Origin of the sequence: Streptomyces soli (assembly GCF_003999195.1) — a bacterium.
GTDB classification, from domain to species: Bacteria; Actinomycetota; Actinomycetes; order Streptomycetales; family Streptomycetaceae; genus Actinacidiphila; species Actinacidiphila soli.
The window spans coordinates 108,176-120,749 of record NZ_RJVR01000259.1; the positions used below are offsets into that span (position 1 = coordinate 108,176).

Genomic DNA, 12,574 nt, shown 5'->3' on the forward strand with positions numbered 1-12,574 from the left:
GATCAGTAGGAGAACTGCTGGATCTGCGTGCCGCCAGGACCGTACGTCCAGGCCGTGCGGGTGGCCGGGTCGAGCTGGATCGACGGGTCCTGCACGCCGTGCAGGAGGATGCCGCCCCGGCCTGTGACGATGAAGGCGTTCAGGGTGCGGACGACCTGTCCTGTGGTGAGGTCGACGAGCTCTATCTGGCTGGTCGCGTTGTTGTCGGATACGACGCCCTGCTGGGAGCCGAAGTACACGGTGCCCTCCGGGGCCGCGAACGACACCAGGGCGACGTGGTGGACGCCGTCCACGGCGAGCGATGCGGGCGTGCCCTTGCGCAGTGCGAACCCGTCACCCGTGGTCTGGGTGGCCTCGTCGTACGGCGTGAGAGCGGCGGTCGGCGCGATCTTGGTGCTGATCGCGGTGGCGGACACGGTGTAGAGGGTGCCCGCCCCGTCCGAGGCGAGGCCGTGTTCGCAGGCGGAGACCGACCCGGCCGTGGTCACGGTCCTGGTGTCGAGGTCCACCTGGGCCGGGGCGACACCGCCGAGGCAGATGATCGAGGTGGCGATCTTGCCCAGGAACACCTCGCCGGTGGACTGGTCGATGTCCAGCAGGCTGTAGGTCCCGGCCGGGGTTTTGCCGTTGTTGTCGGCGAGGATCGGGTCGCCGGTGGTGCCGGTGGCAAGATCGACGGGGAGCACCGAGTCGGCGTTGCCCACCTTGGCGCGCAGCAGTACGGCGGCCCGGTCGCGCTTGGCGTCGACCCGTCCGGCGACCACCCAGTAGTCCGCGGCCCGCAGTGTCGAGCTGCCGACCAGGGTGTCGGTCGCGGTGTTCCACGTCTCCAACTGGACGTCACCGCCGGCCTGGCTCACGTGGCCGAGCAGTACCCGGTGCGCGTCCGGGACGACGCCGATCACCTGGTAGTCCGAACCACTGCCGGAGTCCGAGGTCAGCACGGCGCCGTAGGCACCGGTCTCGGTGGAGTAGTGCCGTACCTCGGTGCCGCCGGCGGTGGTGCGCAGGGCGGCGACGGAGTCCTTGCCCGCCGCGGAGAAGCTCAGCACCGTACTGCCGTCGGGGGCGAGGCCGTCGTCGACGGACAGGTTGGAGACGGGTGATGCCTGGCCGATGACGTGCTGGTGGCTGTCGAGGGCGAGCACCCGCACGCTGTAGGTCGCGGAGGTGGTCAGGCCCAGGGACAGGGCGTCGAGACGGGCGGTGCCGGAGGTGGCGGACAGGGTCTTGCTCGCGGTGGAGGGGGTGTCCACTCCGTCGTTGTCCAGCGCCGAGCCGTTGGCGTTGCTGAAGGTGTTCAGCGAGCCGAAGAGCGTCGGGGCCGGGGCGGAGAACTCGACGATCGCGGACTTCGCGCCGGGGACATCCCCTACGTCGTAGCGCAGACGGAAGTCGGGAGCGGTGCGGGTGACCTCGGCGGTGTGCGCGTAAGCGGTCCCGGAGGTGGACCCGGCGATGGTCGGTGCGTCCGGCCGGGTGGCTGCGGTGCCTCCGGCGATGCGAATCGGGGCGAACTCGCCGTACTTGATGAGGCTGGGGTTGCCGCCGAAGCCGGACAGGGCGATGCCGATGCCGTAGAGGCCTCCGCCGCCCTTGAAGGCGTCCGCGGGGATGGTGACGGTGCCGGTGGTCTCGGTCAGGGTCTGGTGCCAGGCGGCGGAGAAGATCGGGCCGAGGACCGGGTTCCAGTGGCCGACGGTGGACACGACCAACTCGGGGGCGCGGGCGGTGCTGACGCCGGTGAGGTCGTAGGAGACGGTGACCGACTTCCCGGCCTCGGCGGTGGCGGGGGCCAGCGGCGCGGTGGACTCGACGTAACGGCCGTCGCTCGGGCCGATGGTCAGGGTGCGGTGCACGGTGGCCTGTGCCGTGCCGCCGATCAGCACCTGGAAGGTGAGGTCGATGTCGCGGTCGGTGCTGGAGGCCACCGGAAGCCCTGCGGCGGACAGCAGTTGACTGGGCGTCACCCGGATCGCCGGGGTGTCGGAGGAGAAGGTGACCGGGTGCCCGGCGGCGACGGTGAGCGTGTACCGGGGCTTCGCGCCCTGCGGCAGTCCGGTGACGTCGGCGGCGAAGGTCACCGGGCCGACCAGGCCCTCGCCGTTGCCGCCGGAGGCCATGTCACCGAGGTCGATACGGTTGGGGTCGGTGGTCTCCAGGAAGGTGCCGCCGAGCCCGCCCACGGTGACCCGGTGGGCGACGGAGAGCCGTACGACCGAGGGGCCGTCGCTCTTCAGCTTGCCGCCCAGCGCCTTCTCGGTGGCGGCGGTCACGTCGATCTGCGGTCCGACGTGCAGCGTCCGGTCGATCTGCGGCGGCGTCGGGACCGCGCGGCCGGTCTGCTCCAGCAGGTCCCGGACCTGCTTGGGGCTCAGGTCGTGCCCGGCGAGCCGGCCCGCCTGGAGTACGACCGCGGCGGCCGCGGCTATCTCGGGCGCGGACGCCGACGTGCCGCCGTTGAAGACCGGAGTGACGGCCTGCGCGCTGCCGCCTCCCTTGTGCTCGAAGGTGATGATGTTGTCGCTGGGGGCGGACAGGTCCACCCGGCTGCCGAATCCGGAGGAGAAGGAGCCGAAGCCGCTGATCCGGGTCTCCGCGAAGGTGCCGGTGCCGGCCTGCGAGTTGCCGGCGTTCGCCGGTACGGCGAGCGTGTCGTCCAAGGTGGTGCCGCCCGCCGCGATGGCGCCACTGTCGGGCACCTTGGACGGGGTGGTGGTCTGCGCGTCGTCGTCGATGGTGGTGGCGGAGGCGGAGTTCGCGGCCGTGTCGGTGGGGGTGCTGCCGCCGTCGGGGCCGACCGCGGCGGGGGTGTAGAGCCGGGTGCCGTCGTTGGAGGAGACCGACACCACGATGCCGTCCTTCTGGACGATCGAGGCGATCACGGACCGGACGAAGGGGTCGTCCTCCAGATAGCGGCCCGGGAACCCTTCCGAGTCGGTGCCGAAGCCGAGGCTCGCGGTGATGACGTCGGGGCGCGGCGACTGGTGGGCGGCGGCCAGCAGCGCGCCGGCAATCTGCTCGATCGTCGGCTCCTGGGGGACGACCAGCCGGTAGTCGGCCCCCGGGGCTATGCCGAGCAGGTCGGTGTAACCGCTGCCGGTGGCGCCGTCGCGCTGCTGGTCGTGCGGGAGCGGGGACATCACACCGAAGTCGAGGAGCACTTCGCCGAGCGAGGGGTCCTGGTTCTCGGTGGAGCCGGACGGGTCGAGGGTGCCGTCGGTGCCGGCCACGTAGGTGGGGATCAGCGGCATCGACGGCAGGTCGAGGTAACGCTTGCCGTCCTTCAGCACCGTGGTCGGGCCGTTGCCCTTGACGTAGTCGTCCCCGGCGTCCGCCATCGACTGGTCGGTGAGGTCGCCGATGGACACGTTGGTGATGGTCTCGCCGGTGCCGGGCTGCTGGCCGTAGCCGCTCTGAAGGGTGGAGAAGGCGCCTACCGCGTCGACTCCCCCGGCGTTGAGGAACGCCTGGGCGGAGGAGGACAGGGCGTAGTTCGAGGGCAGGTCGGCGGCGCTGGTCCCGGCGGATGGCGTCCCGTCGGCGGGCGCGGCCGCGGACCGTACGGCGGAGGCGGGCAGCGACTGCGCTCCGGCGCTCATGGTGTTGACGTAGCGGTCCGGCTCGGCGGAGGCGACTCCGGAGGCGCCCTGGAGGGTGTCGGCGACGGCCGTGGAGTCCTGCTGCTTCACCTTGACCACGTAGGTACGTGACAGGTCGGGCGCGGCGGCGCCCAGTTGGCCGCGTGCCGCCTCGGTCAGCGAGCCGGTGGCGGCCGTGGACAGCGAGGGGAACAGCGGGTGCAGGGAGGTGGCGCCCACTGCGCGCAGCTTGGAGTCCAGCGCCTTGTCACTGGTCTGCGGGGCGCGGGCGGCCAGTTGGTGCTGGGCCTTTCCGGAAAGCGCGGGCCCGGTGACCGACGTGTTCGGGTCCAGGGTGACCAGCACCTGGCCCGGCACCACCCCCTGGCGCTGGGCGGGCGGCTTGGCGGCGCCCTTCACACTGCCGTCCAACGGCGTCTTGACGGTGGGCGGTTGCCCGGAGCCGGCAGGGGCGGGGGAAGCGGGGGCGGCCGACGGAGCCGCGGACGCGGTGCCGGAGACCACGGCAGCGGCAAGGGCCGCCAGCGCGAGGGCTGCGGCGCCGTGGCGTCTGTATCGGGAATGCGCATGGAGCATGAGCAGGCCTTTCCGGTCGGACACGGCAGGCTGCCTGTCGGTACGCACTGCCACGAGCAGGGGCAGGCGAGGCGCCGCCTTCCTACTGGTGGAAGATGTCAACCGAGACGGAAGTGACGCAAGGCAATCATGGTGACCGATGTTCGCCGGGTGGCGGAGAGTCGCCACCCGCAGGGCGGAGGGGTCATGGAACTTAACGTGCTGGGACTCACGGAGGAAATACAGCACGTCTACGCCGCCCTGGTGGGCCATCCGCGGTGCACTGCCTCCGAGTTGGCCGAGGCTTGCGGACTGTCCCCGGCCGGCGCCGGGCGGCTACTGTCGGTACTGGTCAGGGACGGCCTGGCGACCCGGACCGCCGGACGGCCGCCCCGCTTCTCCGCCACCGCCCCCGACGTCGCGGTGACCGCTCTGATCGACGAGCAGCAGCACCGCCTCGACGAAGCGCGTTCCCAGGTGCACCGGTTGATGGAGACCTACCGGGAGGCGGCCCGGATCGCGCACCCCGAGATGGCCGTGGAACTGCTCACCGACCGCGAGGACATCAGCTCGGCGGTGGGCCGGTTGACGGCCGACGCCCGGCGCGAACTGCGCGCGTTCGACCGGCCGCCGTACGTCGACCGCCCGGGAAGCAACCTCGACCAGCAGATCCAGCGGCAACGGCACGGCGTGATCCACCGGGTGATCTACGACCGGGAAGCGGTGGCCTGGCCGGGCAGGATGCACAACGACATCGCGCCCAGCATCAGAGCGGGGGAAAGAGCCCGGGTACGCCCCGGACTGCCCCTGAAACTGGTGATCAGCGACAGCCGGGCGGCCATCATCCCCTTCAGCCTCGCCGCCGGTGGCCAGTCGGCGGCCTACCTCATCCACCAGTCCCCCATGCTCGTCGCCCTGGAGTCCCTGTTCGAGGCCGAATGGGAGCGCGGCGTCGCCCTGCCGGACGCCGGAGCGCCTCCGGCCGGCAACCAGACCCAGGGGCCCGGCCCCGGCTCCGGACAGCCGGATCCGGACACCCGCTCCCTGTTGGCGCTGCTCGCCTCCGGCCTCACCGACGCGGCCATCGCCCGCTCCCAGGGCTGGAGCGAGCGGACCACCCAGCGGCGAATCCACCGGCTGATGAGCGAGCTCGGCGCCTCAACACGCTTCCAGGCCAGCCTCACAGCGGCCCGTCGCGGCTGGCTGTGATCCTCAGCCGATGGGAGCCGGGAGCGGGACGACGTCGTAGGCGAGCTCTATGCTCGCGCCGGACGTCGGGTCGGCCAGCTCGACCCGCCAGCGGTCGGCGAACTGGTCGATGCCTTCGGCCATCGGGATCGTGCCGGAGATCAGTAGGGTGCCGGGGACGAACTCTCCGCGTTCCTTGGCGATGAACTCCTTAACCTGCTCGGCGCCGCGCAGGGCATGCTGCTGCTGGCGGATGTCGGCTGGTTCGGCCACCGGGGCGGTGCCGAGGTCGATCAGCCGCTCGGCGGCGTAGCGTTCCAGTCGGAGGATCGGTGCCACCTGTTCGGGGTGGGCCCGCACCAGCTGGTTGCTTGCCCACGCGGCCAACGTCGGCCGGCGCAGTGCGGTGAGCCGGGCCCCGAGTTCGCGGTCGCCGGCCTGTCGGGCCCGGGTGGCATGCCGGGTACGGGCCGCGGTGAACCGGTCCGGCCGCAGCCCGTACAGCTCGTCGAGGACCGCCTGCTCATCGACGGCGGCCGACCTGTCCGGCATGCTCCCCTCCTTGGCCCACCGGACGCCGTGCGCTCGTCCGCGAAAGGGCGAAAGGCTCAGCGCGGATGCGCGGAGAAGACCTGGTGCAGGATGTCGATGTAGGCGCCGTGGCCGCTGGAGCTGGGCCAGTCCGTGGACGACTCGACCGCCGTCCCCTCGCCCCATTCGTTGTATGTCACGACCAGCTGGAACGGCTCACCCGACGTGGCGACGGTAGTGGCGTCCTTGCGGAACTTGTCGAGGTCGCGCGGGACCGTCGGCTGCTTGTCGGTGTTCTTCCAGAAGCCGGGCGACAGGATCGCCGAGTACCCCTTCTGCACGTCCAGGCCGGAGGCGTACTGATGCCAGCCCGCCGGCTGGTTGGCGCAGTCCTGGTAGCCGCCGAACACCTTCAGCACGACGTAGTACCCCTCGGTCTTGTTGGCCTGCGCCCACCGGGTGGCCATGCCGCAACCGTCGCCGCCACCGCCGTACACGAAGATCACCGGTTTGCCGTTGACGTGCAGCCAGGTCTTCTGGCTGGAGTACTTGCGCAGGTACTCGAGGTTTTTCTTGATCTCCGTCGCCGAGGGGTCGGCGTATGCCTCGTTCTCGTAGTAAACGGTCCAGGAGAAGCCGAGTTTCGAGCCCTCGGACATCAGCAGGGGCAGCCGCTTGTCCTCGCGCTTGCCCGCGCCCCACCAGGAGGAGATGCCGGCCTGGAGACCGCCGTACTGCATGTCCTTGATCTGGCGGTCGACCGTGGCCACTTTGTCGACGTCGTACTTGCCGGCGGAGGGCGTGTACTGGCTGCCGCCCGGGGTGAAGTTCTCGGGGTACCAGGGGTAGTAGAAGGCGGCCCGCACCGGCAGTTTGGTGTTGGTGACGGCCGCCGTCTTCTTGGCGGCCGGCTTCGGTGCGGCGGCCTTGTGCGACGACGGTGTGGAGTTCGGCTTCGCGGACGCGGAAGGCCTGGCCGTCGGGGAAGAAAGAGTGGCGGACGGCTGGGCGTCGGCGACCGGTGACGCCGACGCGGCGCTGACGACTCGGGTCTGACCGTCCTGCCCGAAGAGGTTGAGGGTGTACGCGGTCGTGACACCGGCGAAGGCCACCGTGGCGGCGGACGAGATGACCACGGCCTTGCCGAAGGACACACCTGCCGACTTCCGTGCGGCGGCTCGCAACGCCGCCCTCCCGGCCCTGGCAGAACCGCCGGCCACCGCAGTGGTGCCACCGGCCCCGCCCGCACCGCCGACTCCCACGCCCGACGCCACCAGCGCCACCAGGACGGGCGGAACGGACACCAACGCCAGGTCGGCCAGCAGCCGCTCCGCCGGCACCACATCGACGACCACGCCACAGCAGGCCGGACAGGCGCGAACATGCCGGGCGATCCTCTTGCGCCACAGGCCCGCGGGCCGCCCGTCCCAACCGCCAAGAACCGTGTTCATCTCCGAGCAGCGCGGCACTGCCCCGAGCGCGCGGACGACCGACCGCGCGACTTCCAGGCGCGCCTTCATCCGCTGCACCCGGACCGCGGTCTGCGGCATCGGCAGCTCCATCGCGTTGGCCAGTTCGGTCCGCGTGAGCTGCCCCGCGACCTCCATCCACCACAGGGACAACAGCTCACGGTCGTCGACGTCCAGCCAGCGCGTGGCCTCGGCCGTTTCCTGCCGCTGGCCCGACAGGTGCAACACGGTGATCGTCAGGTCGACGAAGTCGGCTCCCGGATCGGCGAGCAGCGCCGTCTCCTCCAGGGACTCGATCCCGGCGGTCCCCGGCGCGCTGCGCCGCACCCGACAGTGCCGACGAACCTGCCGCATCGCTATGGCGACCAGCCAGGACCGGAACGCCTCAGGGTCACGCAGCTTCCGCACATCGCGGATCATCTGCAACATGATCTCCTGCACGACGTCGTCCGTATCGGCCGGAGCGTCGAGCGCGCGTCCCACGATGTTGTAGATCAGGGGCAGGTAGTCGGCCACGAGCGCATCCAGGGCCCGCTGGTCGCCCTGCTGTGCGGCACGCACCACCGCCGCCTGCGACTGTGAATTCTCGGTCATGACTGGAGGAGGGTCCCTGATCGGCTACGGCATAACAGAAATCGGCGAATGACCTTCGCACCACCCGCTGCGTCCGGCCGGGCCCGTCCGGCATCATGGCACGCCACTCCCCGGCCCGCCGGTCAAGGTTCAGCGTCAATCGCGCGAGCGCACGGCGTCGGCAGCCGTGGCCGAGATGGCGACGCTGTCACCCGGCGGCGCGGAAGCCGCGCAGGCGCAGGACTTCGGTCGCGCTCGCGCCAGGTATCGCGGTGCTCATCATCACTCCTCGGGGTTGCGGAGAGGGTCGAACTGACGGCCCAGATACCCCTAGGGGGTCACGCACCACCGTCAGGCTATCGAGATGGCCGATCTGGCCGCCACCCGCGCTTCCTCCAGCGAGGTCAAGTCCCTCGCCACGACGATCAAGGGCGCGCAGGACCCCGAGATCAAGACCATGTCCGGCTGGCTCACCTCCTGGGGCGCAGCCGTCCCCCAGGACATGAAGGGCATGGACATGTCCTCCGGCATGCCCGGAATGATGAGCACAGCCGACATGACCAAGCTCGAAAAGGCCTCCGGCACCATGTTCGACACCATGTTTCTGCAGATGATGGTCCAGCACCACAAGGGCGCCGTCGAGATGGCCACGACCGAGCAGAGCAAGGGCGAGTACGGCACGCTGTCCGGCCTCATTTCCTACCGCCGACTCACCACAGGCGAATCGGGGCATACCTGCCCAAACCATCACCCAATCCGGCAGTGCGATCTGCGTCGCATTTTCCGGCAAAGACTTTCTTGATCTCGGGCGATTTGTTAGACATACCAAATTGATACGCACACGCGATTCGGGAAACCCAGCATGATAAATGGCGCGTCAAACGAAGATCTCCATGCGATCGAATTCGACCTCGTCCATGACGAGGGACGACGCCGGGCCGCGGTCGTCGCCGCCCTGGGCGACGAGTGGGACCCGGTCGCCGTGCTGGCGGACGAGGACGAGGCCTATCGCCTCCTCTACTCCGGTCTCGACGAGGAGCAGACGGCGATCTACCGGCGACTGGAGGCGGCCGGAGTGCTGCCGCCTCGTGAGGGGGACGGCCGTGCTGCCGATTGATCCTGGCGCCGACAAGGGACGCAGGGCCTGGGTGCCGTGCCCCGGTTGCGACGACGAGCGCGGTTGCGCGACGTGCGAGGCCGGACGCACGTGCGCTGATCACTGGCGCTACCTGCTGTCGACGCAGGGGCGCATGGTGCACCTGCAGTGCCCCAACTGCGCGCACCTGTGGGTCTGGGACTCCCGATTCGGCGCCGAGGGCTCGCCCCGCTGCTGACCGGCGGGTCACGCCACTACGCTTTGCTTATCAACTCATCTTTCCGTAGTCTTTTGGGAGTCTCGGGGAACCCAGAAGGAGACAGTGATGGCGAAGCTGAAGATCATTGTGGCGAGCACGCGCCCCGGACGGATCGGCCTGACCGTCGGGCAGTGGGTCGAGGCAGAGGCCAGGACGCACGGCGGGTTCGCGGACATCGAGCTGGTGGACCTCGCCGAGGTGAACCTGCCGTTTATGAACGAGCCGCACCACCCGCGGCTTGCCCAGTACGTCCACCAGCACACCCGTGACTGGAGTGCCAAGGTCGCCGAGGCGGACGCCTTCGTGTTCGTCATGCCGGAGTACAACTACGGCTACAACGCCGAGCTGAAGAACGCCATCGACTACCTGCACAACGAGTGGCATCACAAGCCGGTTGGCCTGGCCAGCTACGGAGGCGTCTCAGCGGGCACCCGGGCTGCCCAGATGATCAAGCAGGTCGTCACCACGCTCAAGATGACCCCGCTGTTCGAGGCGGTCTCCATCCCCTTCGTCCACCAACTCGTCACCGAGGATGAAGGCCTCGCAGCCAACGGCATCATGATCGCGTCCGCCAAGGCGATGTTCGACGAGCTCAAGCGGGTCGGCGACGCGTTGCTCCCGCTGCGCGCGACACAGCCGGCCCCGTGACGCCATGACCGACGTACACCCTGTGTGCGTGCGCTTCCATGCGGCGATCGAACTGATCGGTACCCGGTGGACCGGCGCGGTCCTGCGCGCCCTGTTCACCGGACAGCACCGGTACGCGCAGATCAAGGCAGCTATTCCCGGCGTGAGCGACACCATGCTGGCGCAGCGACTGCGTGCGCTGCAGGAGCAGGAGCTGGTGGAGCGCCGGGTCCTGTCCACGACACCCGTCCAGGTCGAATACCACCTCACCCAGAGGGGGCTCGAACTGGAACCCGTACTGGAGTCAATCATCACCTGGGCGCACAAGTGGATCCCGCTGCCGGAAGAGGATCCCGCGGCAGGCGTCCCGGCTCCTGCTCCGACACGCAGCTGAACACGATTCGCGTGGCCCTGCAGGAGTGAGGCGCGGGTGCCCTGAGATCATCAAGGCGGTGTGGTGTTCGGCAGCACATGCCGCTGACGATGGAGGAGCCCTGTGCCACTGACCTCGGAGCCGTTGCGGAAGCTGGGGTTCTTGACGATCGGCTTGTTCGACGAGGCCGATCCACGGAGGGGCCACGAGTCGACGCTGGAGATCATCGAGCTGGGCGAGCGGCTGGGCTTCGACAGCGCGTGGGTGCGGCATCGTCATCTGCAGTACGGCATCTCCTCTCCTGTCGCGGTCCTGGCGGCGGCCTCGCAGCGCACCAGCCGTATCGACCTGGGCACGGCGGTCATTCCCCTCGGCTGGGAGAACCCGCTGCGGCTGGCCGAGGACCTGGCGACGGTCGACATCCTGTCCGGCGGCCGGCTGAATCCGGGGGTCAGCGTCGGACCGCCGATGAACTACGACAAGGTCAAGACCGCGCTCTACCCCGACACCGCCGACGCCGAGGACTTCGGCTACGAACGGGTGCGGCGGCTGCTGGACTTCGTGCGCGGCGAACCCGCCACCGACTTCAGCGGGACCACGGGCTTCGAGGTGTTCTCCGACCGCGTCCAGCCCCACTCCCCCGGCCTCGGCCGCCGCATGTGGTACGGCGGCGCGAGCCTTCAGTCGGCCCGGTGGGCCGGTGAGCACGGGATGAACTTCCTGACCAGCAGCGTCGTGAAGGCCGAGGAGTCCGAGGACTTCGCCGAGATCCAGCTCTCGACCATCAGAACGTTCCGTGCCCACCACCCCGACGGCGATCGCGCCCGCGTCTCCCAGGGACTCGTCGTCATCCCGACCGACTCCGCCTCGGCGGAGCAACGCGCGAAGTACGAGGAGTACGCCCTCAAGCGGATGCCGCGTACCGCCACGCCGCAGGGGCCGGCGCGCATGATGTTCGCGCCGGATCTTGTCGGCCCCTCCGCCGAGATCGCTGAACGGCTCTACTCACACGCCGCCTTCCGGGAGGTCGACGAGGTCGCGTTCGCGCTGCCCTTCACCTTCGACCACGACGACTACGTACAGATCCTCACCGACATCGCCACCGAACTCGGCCCGGCACTGGGCTGGCAACCCGCTGCTTGACCTGCACCGGCACGCGGTCGCCCGGTAGCGGTCAGCCGAGTTCCGCCAGGCGGCGTACCGCGGGTGCGCAGCGGTTCTCGATCCACGCGGCCGGGGTCGCGTCCGGCGGCGGCACAATGGCGGTCTCGATGCCGAGCTTGGCGTAGCCGGCCAGGTCGTCGACGAAGGCGTCGATGTCACCGTTCCGGATGGTGTCACCGAGGTAGAGCATGGTCTTGCGGATGCGGGAGTAGTCGCGTCCGGCCTCGTCGCAGTGCCTGCGCAGCACGTCGAGCTTGTGCGCGACTTCGGCGTGGGAGGAGCCGAAGAGGTTGCAGGCGTCGCCGTACTGGGCGACCAGGCGGAGCGTCTTCTTCTCGCCCCCGCCTCCGATCATGATCTCGGGGTGCGGTGCGCTCACGGGCGGCGGCGTGCACCTGGTCTCGGCGAGGCGATAGTGCTCCCCTTCGAAGGGGCCGTTGTTGTCCTGGTCCCACATCTGCAGGCAGATGCGCAGCGTCTCCTCCAGCCGCTCGAAGCGCTCGGCGAGCGGCGGGAAGGGCACGCCCAGGCCTTGGTGCTCGCGCTCGTACCAGGCGGCGCCGAGGCCCAGGGTCGCGCGGCCACCGGAGAGGACGTCGAGCGTGGTGGCGATCTTCGCCAGCAGGCCGGGGTGGCGATAGGTCGTCCCGGTGACGAGCACCCCGAGCTGGACCGAGGACGTGTGCGCGGCGAGGTAGCCCAGCGTGGTGTAGGCCTCCAGCATCGCGGCCTCGGCGCCGCCGTTCTGCTCCATCTGGAAGTAGTGGTCCATCACCGAAATCCAGCTCAGGCCCGCCGCCTCAGCGGCGACACCGGCCGCGGCCAACTCCGGCCCGAGACCGGCGGGCCCCTGGGGGTGATCGAACTTGCTGATGTGTACACCCAGTCGCACGGTGGTCTCCCGTTCGGGTCGTCGTAGACACTCACGACAGTAGTTCTTCGAGTGCGCTCCAGGTCAAGGACATCCGCATCGGTACGAAGATCAATACGAAGCCCAGCCGCGTGGACCCGATGCTGGGCGCGACTGACGGAGGAACTCGTCCAGCGCGTGCGCGTCGGGCGCGGTGGCCGGCCCCGGAGCGGTGACGGCCATCGCGGCGGCGCCGTTGGCGCGGCGGGCGGCGGCGGCCGGGGCCA

Annotated in this window: 10 protein-coding genes and 1 pseudogene; 7 read left to right on the forward strand and 4 right to left on the reverse strand. The window is 69.8% G+C overall.

Annotation, left to right across the window (positions count from 1 at the left end; genetic code table 11):
- Positions 1-2: 2 nt before the first annotated feature.
- Positions 3-4,202 (reverse strand): peptidase S8, encoded by a 4,200-nt coding sequence (locus tag EFK10_RS27520; RefSeq protein ID WP_127358355.1) that lies wholly within the window; start codon positions 4,200-4,202, stop codon positions 3-5.
- Positions 4,203-4,364: 162 nt separating this feature from the next.
- Here EFK10_RS27520 and EFK10_RS27525 point away from each other — a divergent pair, with 162 nt between their 5' ends.
- Positions 4,365-5,366 (forward strand): helix-turn-helix domain-containing protein, encoded by a 1,002-nt coding sequence (locus EFK10_RS27525; protein ID WP_127358356.1) that lies wholly within the window; start codon positions 4,365-4,367, stop codon positions 5,364-5,366.
- 3 nt (positions 5,367-5,369) lie between these two features.
- Here EFK10_RS27525 and EFK10_RS27530 read toward each other — a convergent pair whose 3' ends face one another.
- Positions 5,370-5,897, reverse strand: coding sequence for a DUF2848 family protein (locus EFK10_RS27530; RefSeq protein ID WP_240677492.1), 528 nt, complete (start codon positions 5,895-5,897; stop codon positions 5,370-5,372).
- Positions 5,898-5,953: 56 nt separating this feature from the next.
- Complete coding sequence (locus tag EFK10_RS27535) at positions 5,954-7,939, reverse strand: sigma-70 family RNA polymerase sigma factor (RefSeq protein ID WP_127358357.1); 1,986 nt, start codon at positions 7,937-7,939, stop codon at positions 5,954-5,956.
- 316 nt (positions 7,940-8,255) lie between these two features.
- Here EFK10_RS27535 and EFK10_RS27540 point away from each other — a divergent pair.
- The 6 genes and pseudogenes from EFK10_RS27540 to EFK10_RS27565 all read left to right on the forward strand — a co-directional run.
- A pseudogene (locus tag EFK10_RS27540) lies at positions 8,256-8,597 on the forward strand (DUF305 domain-containing protein); the annotation flags it as partial.
- 183 nt (positions 8,598-8,780) lie between these two features.
- Complete coding sequence (locus EFK10_RS27545; RefSeq protein ID WP_127358359.1) at positions 8,781-9,035, forward strand: DUF6400 family protein; 255 nt, start codon at positions 8,781-8,783, stop codon at positions 9,033-9,035.
- A complete protein-coding gene (locus EFK10_RS50925; protein ID WP_127358360.1) occupies positions 9,022-9,252 on the forward strand; it encodes a hypothetical protein in 231 nt (76 codons plus the stop codon). The genes EFK10_RS27545 and EFK10_RS50925 overlap by 14 nt, the downstream gene beginning before the upstream one ends.
- Before the next feature lie 87 nt (positions 9,253-9,339).
- Positions 9,340-9,921, forward strand: a complete 582-nt coding sequence (locus EFK10_RS27555; protein WP_127358361.1) for an NADPH-dependent FMN reductase — start codon at positions 9,340-9,342, stop codon at positions 9,919-9,921.
- A 4-nt stretch (positions 9,922-9,925) separates the two neighbouring features.
- The gene (locus EFK10_RS27560) at positions 9,926-10,294 is read left to right on the forward strand and encodes a winged helix-turn-helix transcriptional regulator (protein ID WP_127358362.1); all 369 of its coding nucleotides are present in this window, start codon (positions 9,926-9,928) and stop codon (positions 10,292-10,294) included.
- A 102-nt stretch (positions 10,295-10,396) separates the two neighbouring features.
- On the forward strand, positions 10,397-11,416 hold the full coding sequence (locus tag EFK10_RS27565; protein ID WP_127358363.1) for an LLM class flavin-dependent oxidoreductase: 1,020 nt from the start codon (positions 10,397-10,399) through the stop codon (positions 11,414-11,416).
- A 31-nt stretch (positions 11,417-11,447) separates the two neighbouring features.
- On the opposite strand, the gene EFK10_RS27570 is transcribed toward EFK10_RS27565, so the two are convergent.
- Positions 11,448-12,329 (reverse strand): LLM class F420-dependent oxidoreductase, encoded by an 882-nt coding sequence (locus tag EFK10_RS27570; protein WP_127358364.1) that lies wholly within the window; start codon positions 12,327-12,329, stop codon positions 11,448-11,450.
- Positions 12,330-12,574 lie beyond the last annotated feature (245 nt).

Bases quoted from the DNA above. Each gene is read 5' to 3' on its own strand.
- EFK10_RS27545 (WP_127358359.1), top strand. From the start codon at position 8,781: ATGATAAATGGCGCGTCAAACGAAGATCTCCATGCGATCGAATTCGAC.
- EFK10_RS27525 (WP_127358356.1), top strand. From the start codon at position 4,365: ATGGAACTTAACGTGCTGGGACTCACGGAGGAAATACAGCACGTCTAC.
- EFK10_RS27530 (WP_240677492.1), bottom strand. From the start codon at position 5,897: ATGCCGGACAGGTCGGCCGCCGTCGATGAGCAGGCGGTCCTCGACGAG.
- EFK10_RS27560 (WP_127358362.1), top strand. From the start codon at position 9,926: ATGACCGACGTACACCCTGTGTGCGTGCGCTTCCATGCGGCGATCGAA.
- EFK10_RS27535 (WP_127358357.1), bottom strand. From the start codon at position 7,939: ATGACCGAGAATTCACAGTCGCAGGCGGCGGTGGTGCGTGCCGCACAG.
- EFK10_RS27555 (WP_127358361.1), top strand. From the start codon at position 9,340: ATGGCGAAGCTGAAGATCATTGTGGCGAGCACGCGCCCCGGACGGATC.